General features: G+C 71.8%; 16 protein-coding genes. 5 read left to right on the top strand and 11 right to left on the bottom strand.

Going from position 1 to position 16,226, the window contains the following annotated elements:
* Positions 1-38: 38 nt before the first annotated feature.
* The 10 genes from HUT10_RS29800 to HUT10_RS29755 form a co-directional block, all read right to left on the bottom strand.
* On the bottom strand, positions 39-632 hold the full coding sequence (locus HUT10_RS29800; protein ID WP_176174229.1) for an ATP/GTP-binding protein: 594 nt from the start codon (positions 630-632) through the stop codon (positions 39-41).
* Positions 610-957, bottom strand: a complete 348-nt coding sequence (locus tag HUT10_RS29795) for a DUF742 domain-containing protein (RefSeq protein ID WP_091319104.1) — start codon at positions 955-957, stop codon at positions 610-612. Before HUT10_RS29795 ends, HUT10_RS29800 begins: the two co-directional genes overlap by 23 nt.
* A gap of 8 nt (positions 958-965) precedes the next feature.
* The gene (locus HUT10_RS29790) at positions 966-1,400 is read right to left on the bottom strand and encodes a roadblock/LC7 domain-containing protein (protein WP_043776017.1); all 435 of its coding nucleotides are present in this window, start codon (positions 1,398-1,400) and stop codon (positions 966-968) included.
* Positions 1,397-4,219 carry a nitrate- and nitrite sensing domain-containing protein gene (locus HUT10_RS29785; protein ID WP_176174228.1) on the bottom strand — a complete coding sequence of 941 codons (2,823 nt, stop codon included), beginning with the start codon at positions 4,217-4,219 and terminating at the stop codon, positions 1,397-1,399. The genes HUT10_RS29790 and HUT10_RS29785 overlap by 4 nt, the downstream gene beginning before the upstream one ends.
* A 25-nt stretch (positions 4,220-4,244) precedes the next feature.
* The gene (locus tag HUT10_RS29780; RefSeq protein WP_176174227.1) at positions 4,245-5,033 is read right to left on the bottom strand and encodes an ABC transporter ATP-binding protein; all 789 of its coding nucleotides are present in this window, start codon (positions 5,031-5,033) and stop codon (positions 4,245-4,247) included.
* Complete coding sequence (locus tag HUT10_RS29775; RefSeq protein WP_176174226.1) at positions 5,030-5,983, bottom strand: ABC transporter permease; 954 nt, start codon at positions 5,981-5,983, stop codon at positions 5,030-5,032. The genes HUT10_RS29780 and HUT10_RS29775 overlap by 4 nt, the downstream gene beginning before the upstream one ends.
* Complete coding sequence (locus tag HUT10_RS29770) at positions 5,980-6,993, bottom strand: ABC transporter substrate-binding protein (protein WP_176174225.1); 1,014 nt, start codon at positions 6,991-6,993, stop codon at positions 5,980-5,982. The genes HUT10_RS29775 and HUT10_RS29770 overlap by 4 nt, the downstream gene beginning before the upstream one ends.
* Before the next feature lie 652 nt (positions 6,994-7,645).
* Positions 7,646-9,451, bottom strand: a complete 1,806-nt coding sequence (locus HUT10_RS29765; RefSeq protein WP_176178081.1) for a glycosyltransferase family 39 protein — start codon at positions 9,449-9,451, stop codon at positions 7,646-7,648.
* A 165-nt stretch (positions 9,452-9,616) separates the two neighbouring features.
* On the bottom strand, positions 9,617-11,122 hold the full coding sequence (locus HUT10_RS29760; protein WP_176174224.1) for a cell wall metabolism sensor histidine kinase WalK: 1,506 nt from the start codon (positions 11,120-11,122) through the stop codon (positions 9,617-9,619).
* A complete protein-coding gene (locus HUT10_RS29755; RefSeq protein WP_303246986.1) occupies positions 11,100-11,849 on the bottom strand; it encodes a response regulator transcription factor in 750 nt (249 codons plus the stop codon). Before HUT10_RS29755 ends, HUT10_RS29760 begins: the two co-directional genes overlap by 23 nt.
* A 168-nt stretch (positions 11,850-12,017) precedes the next feature.
* Here HUT10_RS29755 and HUT10_RS29750 point away from each other — a divergent pair, with 168 nt between their 5' ends.
* The 4 genes from HUT10_RS29750 to HUT10_RS29735 all read left to right on the top strand — a co-directional run bounded on the left by HUT10_RS29750 (position 12,018) and on the right by HUT10_RS29735 (position 14,969).
* Entirely contained in the window at positions 12,018-12,623 is a 606-nt protein-coding gene (locus HUT10_RS29750) for a hypothetical protein (RefSeq protein ID WP_176174223.1), read from the top strand.
* A 322-nt stretch (positions 12,624-12,945) separates the two neighbouring features.
* On the top strand, positions 12,946-14,100 hold the full coding sequence (locus HUT10_RS29745) for a sensor histidine kinase (protein WP_176174222.1): 1,155 nt from the start codon (positions 12,946-12,948) through the stop codon (positions 14,098-14,100).
* Positions 14,097-14,762 (top strand): response regulator transcription factor, encoded by a 666-nt coding sequence (locus tag HUT10_RS29740; RefSeq protein ID WP_103343515.1) that lies wholly within the window; start codon positions 14,097-14,099, stop codon positions 14,760-14,762. Before HUT10_RS29745 ends, HUT10_RS29740 begins: the two co-directional genes overlap by 4 nt.
* A gap of 9 nt (positions 14,763-14,771) precedes the next feature.
* Positions 14,772-14,969, top strand: coding sequence for a hypothetical protein (locus HUT10_RS29735; RefSeq protein ID WP_176174221.1), 198 nt, complete (start codon positions 14,772-14,774; stop codon positions 14,967-14,969).
* Here HUT10_RS29735 and HUT10_RS29730 read toward each other — a convergent pair.
* A complete protein-coding gene (locus tag HUT10_RS29730) occupies positions 14,959-15,405 on the bottom strand; it encodes a nitroreductase family deazaflavin-dependent oxidoreductase (protein ID WP_176174220.1) in 447 nt (148 codons plus the stop codon). The two genes, HUT10_RS29735 and HUT10_RS29730, sit on opposite strands and share 11 nt — an antisense overlap.
* A gap of 125 nt (positions 15,406-15,530) precedes the next feature.
* Here HUT10_RS29730 and HUT10_RS29725 point away from each other — a divergent pair, with 125 nt between their 5' ends.
* Entirely contained in the window at positions 15,531-16,202 is a 672-nt protein-coding gene (locus HUT10_RS29725) for a TetR/AcrR family transcriptional regulator (RefSeq protein ID WP_176174219.1), read from the top strand.
* The last annotated feature ends 24 nt before the right edge of the window (positions 16,203-16,226 follow it).

Raw genomic sequence — 16,226 nt, 5'->3', positions numbered from 1 at the left:
GGGTCGCCGGTGCCGCCGGAGACCCTGCCGAAAGCTGCTCAGGCTCCCGCACCAGCCTGGGCCCGCGCCCGCTTGAACGTGTTGTGCAGCACCGCCAGCAGCGCGTCCCGGACCGACAGCTTCTGCCGGGCGTCGAACGTGATCAGCGGGACGTCGTCGCTCACCGCGAGCGCCCACCGGACGTCCTCCAGGTTGTGGCCGAGCGAGCCGTCGAACATGTTCACCGCCACCACGAACGGGAGGCCCGCGTTCTCGAAGTAGTCGACCGCCGGGTAGCAGTCGTCCATGCGGCGGGTGTCCACGATCACCAGTGCGCCCAGTGCGCCGTGGACCAGGTCCTGCCACATGAAGCCGAAGCGGTCCTGGCCCGGCGTGCCGAACAGGTACAGCTTGACCTCTTCGTCGATCGTGATGCAGCCGAAGTCCAGCGCGACCGTCGTCGTGGTCTTGGAAGGGACGTGGCCGGTGTTGTCCGCGGACACCGAGGTGATCGCCGCCTCGGTCGTGAGCGGCTTGATCTCCGAGATCGACGACACCGCCGTCGTCTTGCCGACGCCGAAGCCGCCCGCGATGACGATCTTGACCGGGGCCGGCGGCCGGGCGCCCGGTTCAGTGAATGGCTTCGAGTCCACGAATGACCCTTTCGATCATGCCGAGGTCGTGCGAGTTGTGGTTGCCCGGCCGACGGACGACGACGTAGCCCAGTTCGGCGAGGTCGGCCACCAGCACCCTGGCCACACCGATGTGCAGGCCGAGCATGGCGGCCACCTCGGCGACCGACATCGTGTTCCGGCAAAGGGAAACGATTTCCTGGCGTTCGAACGTGAGCTTCGGGTGCGACGCCGCACCGAGGCGGGACGTCATGACCTGGGCCTCGATCTCGAGGCTCTGGTCGACCGGCTGGGCCCGCCCCGAGGTCATCAGGTACGGCCGCAGCAGCGAAGGCTCCTCGGTCATCGCTCCCCCTAACTTCCGACGGTGTTCTTCAGCTCCTCGATGAGCCCGGGCGTGAGGACCTCGGTGGCGCGGTTGGCGAACATCGCCATCTCGTAGGCGATCGTGCCGAGGCTGGCCTGCTTGTTGGCCAGCACGCCCAGCGAGCAGCCGATGCTGATCGTGCAGACGAGCAGGTAGCCGTGCTCGAGTTCGATGATCACCTTGTCCGGGGAGCCGAGCGGGTGGCTTTCCGAGACGCCGTGTGCGAGGCCGAGCATGGCGGAGGAGATGGCGGCGAGGCGATCGGCGTTGGAGCGCTCGAGCTCCGACGACATCGCGATCAGCAGGCCGTCGGCCGAGACCGCGATGGCGGCGATCGCGCCCGCGGTGTGCTGCGCGAAGCGGCTCACCAGCCAGTTGAAGTTCTGGGCTTCGACACTGACACCAGGTGCGGGGATGCTCATTTCCTGCTCTCTTCTCCTCGTTCCATCACACGACCGGCGACCACGCCTTGGGGCGGGCTGTCTGCCGTAATGTCCTCCGCCTTCGCGAGACCGGCGGAGAACGCGTCGAACGCCGCTCGTTCGGCCGCCGGGTCCCGCTTGGTGCGGTTGACGACGGCGCGGGCGAGCGGCCGCCCCGCGGACTGCTTGCGCAGGCCCGGGGCGAGCTGGGCACCGGGGACGCGGCGGACCAGGCCGTCGCGCGACTGCGCGGCGGCCGTGATCGGGGCCGTGGCCACCGGCGAAGCGTCCACGGGGACGCGGACCGGGAGAGGTGACACGGGTGCGGTCACGACGGTGGGCGACGCGGGCGCCGGGTCGGCCGTCAGCGCGCTGACCTCGGCCGCCTTCGCGAAGGTGCCGGTCGGCGGCGTGCTGACCTCGGCGGCCTTGGCGAAGGCGCTCGCGAAGCCGTCCATCGCGGCTTTGGTCGCTTCCGGGTCGTGCCGCGGCTTGCTGTCGTCGGACACCGGAGCGGACGTGCCCGGGCTGGGCAGCTGGGCGCCGCGGACCCGGCGGCGCAGCCCGCCCCGGCTCTCCGAAAACGCCTCAGTCGCCTCCGTCGCCGCCGCGGCCACCACCGCAGGCTCGGGGGCTTCGGCGGCCCGGTCGTCGGGTTCGGCGTCCGGCCACACCGGTTCCAGTTCGCGGAACCAGCGGAAGCCGTTGCCGGGGCCGAGCAGCGCCGGGATCGCCGGCGCCGGCAGTTCGACGGGCCGGTCGCGGGCCGGTTCGGGCACCGGCGGCCGGAAGCTTTCGTCCGAGGTGAACGTGGGAGCCGGCGCGGCGTGCCGCCCCGCCGGCAGCGGCGACGACACCGCCTGCGCCGGGATCACCGGCGCCGGCTCGTTCTTCGGCCGCAGCTCGGTGCGGTGGCTGAACAGCGACGGCGGGATGGTCAGCCGCGCGGTCACACCGCCGGTGGTCGGCGTCGCGAGCAGCTCGACACCCAGCTCGTGGCGCCGCGCCAGCCGGCCGACCACGAACAGGCCGAGCACACTGGTCGGCGCGAGCTCCAGGCGTTCGCGCTCGACGAGCCGCTGGTTCTCCTCGGCCAGTTTCTCCGCGGTCATGCCGATGCCGTGGTCGACGATGCTCACCAGGCAGGCGCCGTCCGCGAGGAACATGGTGTCCACCTCGACCATCGAGCCCGGCGGGGAGAACGACGTCGCGTTCTCCAGCAGCTCGGCGAAGACGAGCACCAGGTCGGCGCCGAGGGCCGACGACAGCAGGATCTCCGCGACGACACCGAGCTTGACGCGCTGGTAGTCCTCGATCTCGGCGAGCGCCGAGCGCAGGGCCGTCGACAGCTCGATCGGGCCGGCGATCCGGGTTTCGTCGCGGGTGCCGGACACCACGAGCAGGTTGTCGGCGTTGCGGCGCAGGCGGGTGGAGAGGTGGTCGAGCCGGTACAGGCTGGCCAGCAGCCGGGTGTCCTGCTCGTTGCGCTCGACCTCGTCGATCAGGGCCAGCTGGCGGCCGACGAGGTTCTGCGTGCGCTTCGCGACGTTTGCGAACATCAGGCTGGTGTTGCGCCGGGTGAGCGCCTGGCGTTCGACCAGCTCGGCCGCGGTGGTCTGGACCCGGTTGAACGCGGCGGCCAGCTTGCCGAGCTCGTCTTCGGAGACGACGTCGATGGTGGCCAGGCGCGGGACCTGCTCCTCGGCCTCTTCCGTGTCGGTCACGCGGACGAGCTCGGTGCCGGCGAGGTCGGCGACCGAGGTCGCCGCGGTGGTCAGCTGGCGCAGCGGGCCGGCGATCGAGCGGGACACCGCGACCGCGAGGAAGGCGACCAGCAGGAACAGCGCGCCGGCGCCGAGACCGACCGTCCAGGCCAGCTGGGTCGCGCTGTCGGCACGCCCGGTCGCGGAGTCGGAGATCTCGCTGATCGCCCGCTCCTGCACGAGCTTCCGCTGGCCCGCGTGGGCGTCCGCGGCGGAGAGCACGTCCGCCACGTACTGCGTGGTGCCGGCCGCGTCACGGGGCTTGTCGACCTCGGCGGCGAGTTCGTCGACGCGCCGCCCGGCGTCGCTCTGCTCGATCTGCACGACCTGGGCGGACCGCTGGGCGTCGTCACCGTCGTCGCCCTGCTTGACGAACCGGTCGACGAAGATCGGCGCCTGCTGGGTCGCGTCGTCCAGGATGGACCGGCCGGCCTCCGGCGACACCGCCGTCACGATGAGGGCCATCGCGCGCAGCGAGTTCTCCTCGTTCGCGCGCAGCAGCGCGTCCAGCGCGGTCAGCTCGCGCGCGCCCTCGGCGTCATCGGTCAGCTGCGGGACCAGGCGCAGGGAGTCGATCACCGCGTCGACCACGGCGTTGTAGGTGCGGGCGACGCTGTCGAGCGCGACACCGCGGCGGATGGCGTTCTGCCGCAGCTCGGCGAGCGAGCCGATCCGGGTCAGCGCCGCGGAGAGCTCGTCGGGCGCGTCGTCGCCCAGTGCGCCGCGGACCTCGGCGACCGTCGCGTCGACCACCTTCTGCTGCTGGAGCACCTGGTCGGGGCTCGCCGACGGTGTCGCCACGTACGCACCGGTCAGCAGCCGCTCGCGCTGCAGCTGCCACATCAGGCCGCCGAGCTGCTGCGCGTGCCGCGCCACGGCGGCCGACTGCGCCGCCGCCCCGGCGCTGTTCGCCTGGGTCAGCACGAACGGCACCGACACCAGTACCACCGCGATCAGCGGGGGCAGGAGCAGCAGGTTCAGCTTGCCGCGAATACCGAGCCGGGCGAGAAAACCTCCGCCGCCGGCCCGTTTCGCGGTCGGCCTGCCGTGTCTCATCCCGCCACCTTCCCGTCTTCCGTTCTCACTCGACCGCGGCCACCCGGCTCACGTGGCCCCGGTGCTGCTCCCGGACCAGGTCCTCGATCCGGGCGCGCAGCTCGAGGAACTGCGGCTCGCGCTTCACCGCCAGGTCGCGTTCGGCGGGCAGCGCCACCTCGACGTCCGCGGCGATCCGGCCCGGGTCGGAGGCGAGCACCACCACCCGGCCGCCGAGGAACACCGCTTCCTCGACGTCGTGGGTCACCATCAGCACCGTGGTGCCGGTGTCGGCCCACACCTGGCGGATGAGCACCTGCATGTCCTCTTTGGTCTGGACGTCCAGCGCCCCGAAGGGTTCGTCCAGCAGCAGGACTTCCGGTTCGCAGGCCAGGGCGCGCGCGATCGCGACGCGTTGCTTCTGGCCGCCGGAGAGCTGCCTCGGCAGCGACTTGCGCACGGCGTCGAGCCCGGTTTCGGCGAGGTACCAGTCCACCCGCTCGGCGCGCTCGGCCGGGTCGAGCGAGAGCAGTTCGAGTCCGAACGCGACGTTCTTCTCCACGTTGCGCCACGGGTAGAGCGCGCCGGCCTGGAAGACCAGCCCGCGGTCCGGCCCCGGCCCGGTCACCGGCACGCCGTCGAGCACGATCTCGCCCTCGGTCGGCCGGCTGAGCCCGGCCACCAGCGACAGCAGCGTCGACTTGCCGGAGCCGCTCGCGCCGACGACGCAGACGAACTCGCCGCGCCGGACTTCGAGGTCGACGCCGTCGAGGGCGCGGGTGACCCGGCCGCGGACGGTGTAGTCCTTGGCGACGTTCCGCAGTTCCAGCGTCATGCCGCCCACTTCCCGACCCGCGTGCGCAGCAGGCGCAGCAGGACGTCGATGAGGAGCCCGGCGATCCCGATGACCACGAGCACCGCGAAGATCTTGTCGGTCTGCAGGAACCGCTGCGCGCGCACGATCCGGTACCCGAGGCCGGCCTGGGAGTTGATCAGCTCGGCGACGACCACGAAGTTCCACGCCGCCGCGGCGTTGACCCGGATCGCGTCGATCATGCCCGGCAGCGAGTGCGGCACGACGATCTTGCGCAGCACCTCGCCCCGGCGCGCGCCGAGGGTGTAGGAGACGTCGATGAGCGAGTCCGGGACGCCGCGGACGACGTCGGCGGTCATCAGCGTGTTGAAGAACACCGTGCCGATGAAGAGGATGGCGATCTTCGACGGCTCGCCGAGGCCGAGCCAGATGATCAGCAGCGGGATGAACGCGCTCGCCGGCAGGTAGCGCAGCAGCCCGATCAGCGGCTCGAAGAACGCCTGCCCGGCGGTGAAGGTGCCCATCAGGATCCCGAGCGGCACCGAGACGACCACGGCGAGCCCGAAGCCTTCGAGCACCCGCAGGGTGGTGGTCCCGAGGTCGTCGAAGAGCTCACCGGTGCCCGCCATGTCGGCGCCGGCCTTGAGCACGGCGACCGGGGACGGCAGGAACGTCGAGTCGACGGACCCGCTGACGCTCAGCGCGATCCACGCCAGCAGCGGGATCGCGAACGACAGCACCGCCAGCGTCCAGCGCGCCGTCGCGGAAATGGGCGTGCGCAAGGAGAACAGCGGCGAAGCCGACGGCTTCAGGCCGGCCCGGCGGGGCAGCGGCGACCAGTCCGGCCGCCCGCCGCGCGCCGCCCGGCCCGCCTCCTGCCGTTCGGCGAGCCGCTGTTCCGCTTCCTGCGCCTCGGCGGCCTGCGCCTCGGCTGTGCTCGCCGGGGTGGTGCGCTGGGTCGGACCGGTCACTGGGGCGAGGCCTTCACGAACTGGTCTTCGAACAACCCGTCGAGCGACGGCCGCTGCTGGGCGAGCCCGGTGGCGACGATGAAGTCGATGATCTTGTTCGCCTGGAAGTCGAGGTGCTGCGCGGTGACGCCCGGCGTGAACGCGTCGATGTTCTGCTGCCGCGTGAAGATGGTGGTGCCGGCGTCGTAGGTCTTGTAGTCCGCTTCGGACACACCGCCGCGCTTGGCCATGATCTTGACGGCCGCGTCCTTGTTGTTCTTGATCCAGGTCAGCGTCTCGAACCAGGTGTTGACCAGCGCCTGCACGTCCTTCGGGTGGTCCTTGACCAGCTTCTGCGACGTGACGAGGTGGTCCGGGATCGCGCCGGGGAACTCCGCCGACGAAGAGATCGCGCGGCTGCCAGGGCGCTCGAGGGCGGTCGAGGTGAACGGCGCGAACGCGGCGACCGCGTCGACCTGGCCGCTCTTGAACGCGGCGGCCGCGGCGTCGGTCGGGAGGTTGACGAGCTGGATGTCCTTTTCGGTCAGCTTCGCCGACTGCAGCGCCAGCAGCAGCAGGTAGTGGTCGACCAGGCCCTGCTCGACCGCGACCTTCTTGCCCTTGAGGTCGGCGATGCTGGTGATCCCGTCCCGCGCGATGATCTTGTCGTTGCCGGTGGAGTTGTCGTTGACCAGCACGATCGACAGCTTGGCGCCGCCGGAGACCGACGACAGCGTGTCGTTGAGGGTCTGGCTGTTGGCGTCGATGGCCCCGCTGGAGAGCGCGTTGATGCTGTCGGTGTAGTTGTCGAAGTACTTCAGGTCGACGTTGACGCCGTTCTTCGCGAACAGGCCCTGTTCCTGCGCCACCTGCCAGGGGAACCAGCCCGGCCAGGCACTGAAGCCGATGGTGATCTTGCTCCCGCTGCCGGACGCGGAGCTGTCACTGCACCCCGAGAGCGCGGTGACCCCCGCGAGGGTCAGCAAGGTCAGGAGCACCGTCAGCAGACGGGGGCGGGGACGGGAAATCACAACGAACTCCAGGTTGCGGGGGAAGTGGAGTGGTGCTGTACCGAAAGGGGGAAGATCGGCGCTCGGGGCTACGGGTGGTGACGACAGGGAGGTCGATCTGTTCGAGCTGCGCTACCGCGCACGGTCATCGCTGCTCACTTCCGCCGCACCTGATCGGGTCATCGCGAGAGAACGCGGACAGGGGGCGCCTACCACCAGTGAAATCCCAGCACTCAAAGCACCGGATCAGCCACCCCTGTCCCTCTCCCGGCGGAGAGCCTAGCGAGTGACACAAGATCCCCACAACGTCCGCCTATGGCCTCCGAACGAGTGACCGCCGCCCGTGTCAGCCAGCGGGATCGAGGCGTTCGACGGTGATTCGAGCGGGTTTTCTGTCGGCCGACCGGCCAATATTCCACCGTGCGTGTGCGCGCCGCGCGTGCAAGTGCACGCCCCGAAGTCCCCTGTCGTTACCACGATCGCGGGGCGTACCGAGATCATCACCCACAGCGAAATGACGGCTCCGAACGGGCGTCCGGAATGACCCGGCCACGCTCCGGGAATTCGAACACCTGTCCGCATCCGCCGATACCGTACGCGCCCGGAATTCGCCGATTGTTTTCTGGACTGTTAACACGCTCGCAACAATCCGACCGGGTCGGCCTGATTTCTGTCAAACGACAGATTTAGTCAGGTCGTAAACCGTCGTGCCTCCGACCGTGCTGGACGCGAAGTTCTGCTCGACCCAGGCCTGGATTTCCGCGGCGGTCCCGCGGCCGCCGCCGAACCCGCCGCGGCCACCGGCGACGTAGTAGCGGATGTCCCCGTCGGCGACGTACTGCCGGAACTGCTGCAGCGTCGGCGCCGGGTCGCTGCCGCTGAAGCCGCCGATCGCCAGCACCGGCCGTCCGCTCGCCAGTGCCAGGCCCGCCGACTGCATCGCGCCGCTCTGCGCGGCGGCCCACTTCGTCGTCGTCCCCTTCAGCAGGTCGATCACGGCGGGGTCGGTCCGCCCCTCGCCGAAGCCGCCGCCACGCGGGCCACGGCCACCCGCGGCGGCCGGCCCGGACGACGGCGTGCCGCCGGAGTGCGCGGTCGCGGCCGTGACGACCGTGAAGGACGCCGTCCCGAGCAGCGCGGCGCACAGGCCGAGCACGGCCACGACCGGGCCGAGCCGCCGGACGCGGTCGGCGCCGAAGAGCAGGCCCGCGACGGTGGCGGCGCCGGCCAGCAGGAGCGTGTAGCGGATCCACGGCTGCCAGTCCGGCGTCCGCGAAAGGAGGATGAAGGCCCAGACCGCCGTCACCGCGACCATGACGGCGAGCACCGCGCGCGCCGCGAAGTTCGCCCGGCCGCGCCAGAGCTCGCGTGCGGAGATCGCCAGCGTCGCGGCGACCCCGGGGGCCAGCGCGACCGTGTAGTACGGGTGGATGATGCCGCTCATGTAGCTGAACACCAGCGCCGAGACCACCAGCCAGCCACCCCACAGCAGCAGCGCGGCCCGCGTGCGGTCGGTGCGCGGCGCCCGGCGCGTGAACCACAGGCCGGCCACCAGCCCGATGACCGCGGCCGGCAGCAGCCACGACGCCTCACCGCCGAACTCGCCGCCGAACAACCGCGTCAGGCCGGCCTGGCCGCCGAAGCCACCGAAGCCGCCCCGGCCACCGGCGGGCAGCTCGATGCCGGCGGGCGGGGTGAACGTCCGCGCGCCGCCCCCGCCGCGGCCTTCGCCGAAGATCCGGCCGAGACCGTTGTAGCCGAAGGCCAGCTCCAGCACGGTGTTGTCGGTCGAGCCGCTGATGTAGGGCCGGTCCGCGACCGGCCACAGCGCGACGGCGAGGATCCACCACCCGGCGGAGACGACCACCGCCCCCGCCGCGGCGCACAGCTGGGCGACCCGGCGCCCGAGCGACGTCGGCGCGGCGACGGCGTAGGCGAGCACGAAGGCGGGCAGCACGAGGAAGGCCTGCAGCATCTTGTCGAGGAAGCCGAAGCCGATCGCGACCCCGGCGAGCACCAGCCACTTCGTGCTCGCGTGCTCCAGCGCGCGCACCACGCAGTAGCCACCGGCGACGAGCAGGAGGACGAGGAAGGCGTCGGGGTTGTCGTAGCGGAACATCAGCGCGGCGACCGGCGTCAGCGCGAGCCCGGCCCCGGCCAGCAACCCGGCGCCGGGCCCGGAAAGCCGCCGCACGGCGAGGTAGAGCAGCCCGACGGAGGCGACGCCGGCGAGCGCGTCGGGGACGAGCAGGCTCCAGCTGGATAAGCCGAAGAGCCGTCCGGACAACCCCATGAGCCAGAGGGAAAAGGGCGGTTTGTCGACGGTGACGACGTTGCCGGGGTCAAGCGAGCCGAAGAACAGCGCCTTCCAGCTCCAGGTGCCTGCCTGCACGGCCATCGCGTAGAAGTCGTTGCCCCAGCCGGTCTTCGCCAGGTCCCACAGGTAGAGCAGACCGGTCCCGAGCAGCAGGGCGGCCACGGAAGGCTTGACCCACCGCGCTTCCCGGGCGGGAGCGGGCGGCTGGGGCTGGGCGTGCGCGGGCGCCGGCAGCGTGGTCGTCATGACGGCCACCGTGTCGGCGGCGCATGTGGTGAACTTGTGCCGAAGCTGTGTGTCAGCTGTGCATCGCTCACGGCCGGGTGATCACTGCGGCGGGGGCGCCTCGGCGAAGGTGATTTCGAACTCCGTCCGGCCCGGACGGCTCTGCACCCCGACCCGCCCACCGTGCGCGGCCACCACCGCCGCCACGATCGCCAGCCCCAGCCCCGTGCTCCCCGCCGCCCGCGAACGCGAATTGTCGCCACGGGCGAAGCGCTCGAAGATGTTCGGCAGCGTCTCCGGCGGGATACCCGGCCCGTCGTCGGCCACCCGGAGCCGGACTATTCCGTCCGATGTGGACAATGCGGTCGTCACCGTGGTGCCCGGCGGGGTGTGCGTGCGGGCGTTGGCGAGCACGTTGATCACCACCTGGTGCAGCTGGCCCGCGTCGCCGAGGACGCCGATCGGTTCGCCGGGGACGTCCATCAGCCACTTGTGGTCCGGGCCCGCCACGTGCGCGTCCGCGACCGCGTCGGCCACCAGCCGGCACAGGTCCACCCACTCGGGCACCACCGGCCGCCCGGAGTCCAGGCGGGCGAGCAGCAGCAGGTCCTCCACCAGCGTCGTCATCCGGCGCGACTCGGACTCGACGCGGCTCATCGCGAACGCCACGTCCGGCGGCACCTGCTCGCCGCCGCGGCGGGTCAGCTCGGCGTAGCCGCGGATCGCCGCCAGCGGGGTGCGCAGCTCGTGGCTCGCGTCCGCGACGAACTGGCGGACGCGGTTCTCGCTCGCGTGCCGCGCGGCCAGCGCGTTCGCGACGTGCTGCAGCATCCGGTTCAGCGCCGAGCCGACCTTGCCGACCTCGGTGTTCGGGTCGGTGTCGGCCTCCGGGACGCGCTCGGACAGCGCCACCTCGCCGCGGTCCAGCGGCAGCTCCGAGACGCGCGTCGCGGTCGCGGCCAGCCGGTCGAGCGGCTGCATCGTGCGCCGGATCGTCGCCGCGCCGACCGCGCCCGCCACCAGGATCCCGGCCAGCGCGACACCGCCGAGGATGAAGCCGAGCTGCCAGAGCGTCTCGTTGACGTCCTTCAGCGGCAGGCCGATGACCGTCTTCTCCCCGCGCGGCGACGTCGTCGAAACGACGCGGTACTCGCCGAGGCTGCCGCCGAGGTCGATGCTGTGGGCGCGGCCGTCGGCCGTGAGCCCGAGCAGCGCCTGCACCTGCTGCGCGGTGATCGGCTTGAGCGGCGGCTTCTTGCCCTGCCCGAAGCCCCCGGCGAAGTCGAGGACGCTGGCCCGGATCACCGAGCCGGTCACCGTGACCGCGAGCGTGCCGTCGCCCTGGCCGATCACCCGCAGCGGGTCGGGCGGCGGCGTGTCGCCGTACACCCACGGCGGGCGCTCGCCGGTGTGCTTGCCGCGTTCGCTCGCCGCGGCCAGGCGCTTGTCCTGCTGGCCGATGAGGAACTCGCTGAGCGCGAACTCCGTGACCACGCCGACGACCAGGCACACCAGGGCGAGCAGCGCGGCGAGCTGCACGATCAGCCGCCGCCGCAGCGACCACGGACGGCGGACGCGCTTCGGTTCAGCCGGCGGGTTTGAGGACATACCCGGCGCCCCGCATGGTGTGGATCATCGGCTCGCGGTCGGCGTCGATCTTCTTGCGCAGGTAGGAGATGTAGAGCTCGACGATGTTGGCCTGGCCGCCGAAGTCGTAGCTCCAGACGCGGTCCAGGATCTGGGCCTTCGACAGCACGCGCTTGGGGTTGCGCATGAGGTAGCGCAGCAGCTCGAACTCGGTCGCGGTCAGCGGCACCAGGTCGCCGCCGCGGTGCACCTCGCGGCTGTCCTCGTCGAGGGTGAGGTCGCCGACGACCAGCGTCGACCCGCTCGCGCCGGTGACCCCGCCGGCCCGGCGCAGCAGCGCGCGCAGGCGCAGGGCGACCTCTTCGAGACTGAACGGCTTGGTGACGTAGTCGTCGCCGCCCGCGGTGAGCCCGGCGATGCGGTCCTCGACCGCGTCCTTCGCCGTCAGGAACAGCACCGGCAGGTTCGGCACCTCGGACCGCATCCGCCGCAGTACTTCGAGGCCGCTGAAGTCGGGGAGCATGACGTCGAGGACGACGGCGTCGGGGCGGAAGTCGCGCGCGATCCGGACGGCCTCGGTGCCGTCGCCCGCGCTGCGCACCTCCCAGCCCTCCATCCGCAGGGCCATCGAGACGAGCTCGGCCAGCGTCGCCTCGTCGTCGACGACGAGGACCCGGACCGGGCTCCCGTCGGCGCGCCGCAGGTCGGCCTTGCCAGGGCCGGGTGACGTGGCGTTCATAGCGGTCATAGTGCCACCTTCCCGGCCCGGCGTCGGTGTTCGCTGTGCGGTCGCTGTGCATTTGCTGTGAAGGTTCGCGCGATCGAGGCACAGGAGCTCCTGACGTTCCGCACAGCTCAAACACAGCCGCGGCGGCGAACCTGGGCGGGACCAGTGTGGGCACCACCGGAGGACACGATGACGACCGAGCCGATGCCGAACACCCAGCCCGAGGGTGCCAACTGGGGCGACCCCGCCCCGGCCGCGCCGAAGAAGGGCTGGTCCGGCAAGAAGACGGCGATCGCGGCCGGCATCGCCGTGGTGATCGCCGCGGGCGGCGGCGCGGCGATCTGGGCGGGGACGAGCAGCGCCGACAATGCCGCGCAGGGCCCCGGCGGCTTCGGCGGCCCGGGCGGTCCCGGCGGCGGCCAGTTCCGCGGCCAGGGGCCGGGCGGCTTCGGCGGCGGAATGGCGGCGTTGCGCGACGCCCTCCACGGCGACTTCGTGGTGTCGGACGGCAGCGGCGGCTACACGACCGAGCGCCTGCAGACGGGCGACGTGACCGAGCTGAGCGCGACGTCGGTGACGCTGACCAGCAAGGACGGCTACAAGCAGACGTACACGCTCGACGCATCGACCCAGAAGACGGGCGACGTGAAGACGGGCGACACGAACGTGACGGTGGTGGCCAAGGTAGCGGGCCAGACGGCAACGGCGACCTCGCTGGGCAAGGGCTTCGAACCGGGCCAGCGCCAGCCGGGCCAACGCCGCGGCGGGGACTACCCGGGCCGCCCGACGAGCTGACCACGGCGGCGGGCTCGCCTTGGCCGCTTGAGCACGCCCGCCCGCGCACGGCTGCTTGGGCACGGCCGCCCGCGGCCGGGTGAGCGGGCCCGGCGCAGCGAGCCGCAGGGCCGGGCAACTCCGTCCCGATGGGCGGCCTGCCCGAGCCAACCGTAGGCCAGGCGCGCCGCCTGCCCCGGCGGCGAACCAGCCGGAGCCTCGAAACAGCCGCCGACCCGCGAGCGCCCGCCCCCCAGTCAGGGAACGCCCCGGTGCCGCGCACCCCCCTCACGCCGCACCGGGGCGTTCCCGTCTTCACCCTCGTTAGGGCAAAGTTGCGGGTGTGCAGGACATCCGGGGGTCGCTGAGACGGCAGTCTCTGCTCGTCGCGCTCGTCTGCGTCGTCGGGGACGCCTCCCTCTTCCTTCTGCGCGGCCCCTTCCCCGAAGCCGGCTGGCGGGCCTGGGCCGTGCTGCTCTGCGGGGTCGCCGTCAACGCCGCCCTCGCCGGGGCGCCCCGGCACTCCGGGTGGGTCGCCCTCGCGCACGCCGTGCTCTTCGCCGGTGCCCCGCTGCTGCTCTGCACCTGCCAGGGGTACGTCGTCGGCAACAACGCCGGGATCCTCATCGCCGGCTACCGGGCCGGGGCGTGGCTGCGGCTGAAACCCGCCGTGCTCGCGCTCGGCGCCCTGCTCGCCGGCGTCACCGCCGGCTGCCTCGAAGGCGGCGGCCGGACCGCGAACGACTGGCGGCTCATCGCCATCAGCGTCGGCGTCTCCGCGCTGCTGCCCTGGCTCGTCGGCCGGTACACGACCGCCCGCCGCGCCTACATCGCCGATCTCGAACGCGCAGCCGACGAACGGCGTCAGCACGAAGAAGAAGCCGTCAAGCGGGCCGTCCTCGAGGAACGGACCACCATCGCGCGCGACCTGCACGACGTCATCTCCCACCACGTCAGCGCGATCGGCGTGCACGCCGGCGCCGCCCGGCTCGGCCTGCCCGACGGGTCCGACGCCGTGCGGAAGTCGCTCGGCGCGGTCGAGTCGGCGAGCCGCTCGGCGATGGCGGACCTGCGCCGGCTGCTCGACCTGCTGCACGCCGAACCGCACGCCGAACAGCCCGGTCTGGACAACCTCGACGAGCTGGTCGAGACCGTCCGCGCGGCCGGCCTGCCGACCCGGCTGACGCTGGGCGGCGAGCCCCGCGAACTGCCCGGCTCCCTCGACGTCGCGCTCTACCGGATCGCCCAGGAGGCCCTGACCAACGCCCTGCGCCACGGCCAGGGCCCGGTCGAGGTCGACCTGAACCACGGCCGCACCGAGATCGTGCTGACGGTGACGAACGCCCTGCGCGCCGGTCGCCGCGAAGAAAAGGAGCACGCGCACCGCGGCCTCGCCGGCATCCGCCAGCGCGCCACCCTGTTCGGCGGCCGGGTCTCCTACGGCGAGACCGGCGGCCTCTGGCAGCTGCGCACGACCTTCCCGGTGGAGAGCACATGATCCGCGTCCTGCTGGCCGACGACCACGCGATGTTCCGCTCCGGGATGCGCGCGCTGCTCGACACCCAGCCCGACTTCACCTGCGTCGGCGAGGCGTCCGACGGCCGCGAAGCCGTCGCCGAGACCGCCCGCCTGCGCCCGGACGTCGCGGTGCTCGACGTCCGGATGCCCCGCCTCGACGGCCTCGCCGCGACCGAGGCCATCCTGGCCGCGCCGGGCAACGACACCCGCGTCCTCGTGCTCACCACCTACGACGCCGACGAGTACGTCTACCGCGCGCTGCGCGCCGGGGCGAGCGGGTTCCTGCTGAAGAGCCTCGCGCCGGAGGAACTGGTCGCGGCGATGCGGGTGGCCGCGCGCGGGGACGCGCTGATCGACCCCTCGGTGACGCGGCGGCTGGTGGCGAAGTTCGCGGCGGTCCTCGAACCTGCGGCCGCCGAGCCGCCGGAGCTGGCCCGGCTGACCTCCCGCGAACGCGAAGTGCTGCTGTTGCTGGCCGGCGCCTGCAGCAACGCCGAGATCGCGCGGAAGCTGCACGTCGGCGAGGAGACGGTCAAGACGCACGTCTCGCGCGTGCTGAGCAAGCTCGGGCTGCCCGACCGCGTGCACGCCGTCGTCTACGCCTACCGCCACAAACTCGTGCCGGACGAGCGCCCGGCTTAAGCTGGGCCGATGAGGCGGTGGATCACCCTGGCGGTCGGAGTCGTGCTCGTGCTCGTCGGTGCCGTCTGGGTGCTGCAGGGCATCGGGGTCATCACCGGGAGCTTCATGACCGGGCAGAAGCTGTGGTTCCTGATCGGGCTGGCCGCGTTCCTGGTCGGCGTGGTCCTGATCGCGGCGAACCTCACCCGGCGCAAACCTACTTCGTGAAGATCTCGAAGATCGGGTAGCCCGGCGCGATCTCGCGCAGCTTCCCGTCCGAGGCCTTGGCGTCGACGCCGTCGAAGAACACGCCGACCTCGAACTTCCAGCGCTTGAGGTACGCGCGGAGGATGCCCGGCTTCTCGTCGTCGGCCAGCTCGCGGAAGGTGAACGCCTCGACGCGGCGGCCGACGCGCAGCGTGCCCTGCCCGGCTGCCCGCAGGTTGCGGACCCACTGCGTTTCGCCGCGCGGGGCGACGAGGTAGCGGACGCCGTCGACGGTCAGCAGGTTGACCGGCACCGAGCGCGGCTCGCCGCTCTTGCGGCCGACGACCGTGAGCACCCGGCTGCCCCAGACGCTCACGCCCAGCTTCGTCAGCTTCGCGACCAGCTCGTTGAAGGCGTTCGTCGAGTTCTTCGGCTTGATGTAGCGGGTCTCGGTCATGGTGTCCTCCACGCTTTGGGAGAGCAGTGCTCTCGGTTAAGAGCAGTGAACACGAGAGCACTGCACTTCGTCAAGAGCAGTGCTCTCTATTTTGTGCACTGCTCTCGTCGTGGCACACTGATCCGATGACCGCCCCCCGCACCGCACGCGAACGTGCCCGCGCCGAACTGGCCCAGGAGATCAAGGACGAAGCCCGCCGTCAGCTCGCCGAAGTCGGCGCGCACGGGCTCTCGCTGCGCGCGGTGGCCCGGGAGCTGGGCATGGTGTCGTCGGCGATCTACCGGTACTTCCCGAGCCGCGACCGGCTGCTGACCGACCTGATCGTCGACGCCTACAACGCCATCGGCGAGGCGGCCGAGAAGGCGGACCCGGGCACCGCCGACCCCCGCGAGCGCTGGCTGGCGATCTGGCAGGGCACCCGCGACTGGGCCCGCGCCCACCCCCACGAGTACGCGCTGATCTACGGCTCGCCGATCCCCGGCTACTCGGCACCGCAGGACACCGTCGTGCCGGCCTCGCGCGTCGCACTCGCCCTGGTCAAGGTCCTCACGCACACCGAACTGCGGGACGTCGACGGCGAAGTCCCGCCCGAGCTGCGCGCCCAGGCCGAGACGCTCACGAAGGCCCTCGGGATCATCGCCGGCCCGGAAACCGTGGCCCGGCTGCTGATGGCGTGGACCCAGCTGTTCGGCGCGATCAGCTTCGACCTGTTCGGCCAGTACGTCGGCAGCGTCGACCCGGCCGACAGTTTCTTCGCCCATTCGGCGAAGCGGATGGCGGAGTTCGTCGGCCTCTAGGCTGGGGCGAGAGTCCAACGGCGG

Origin of the sequence: Amycolatopsis sp. Hca4 (assembly GCF_013364075.1) — a bacterium.
Taxonomy (GTDB): domain Bacteria; phylum Actinomycetota; class Actinomycetes; order Mycobacteriales; family Pseudonocardiaceae; genus Amycolatopsis.
This window is presented reverse-complemented; position numbering and strand designations above follow the sequence as displayed.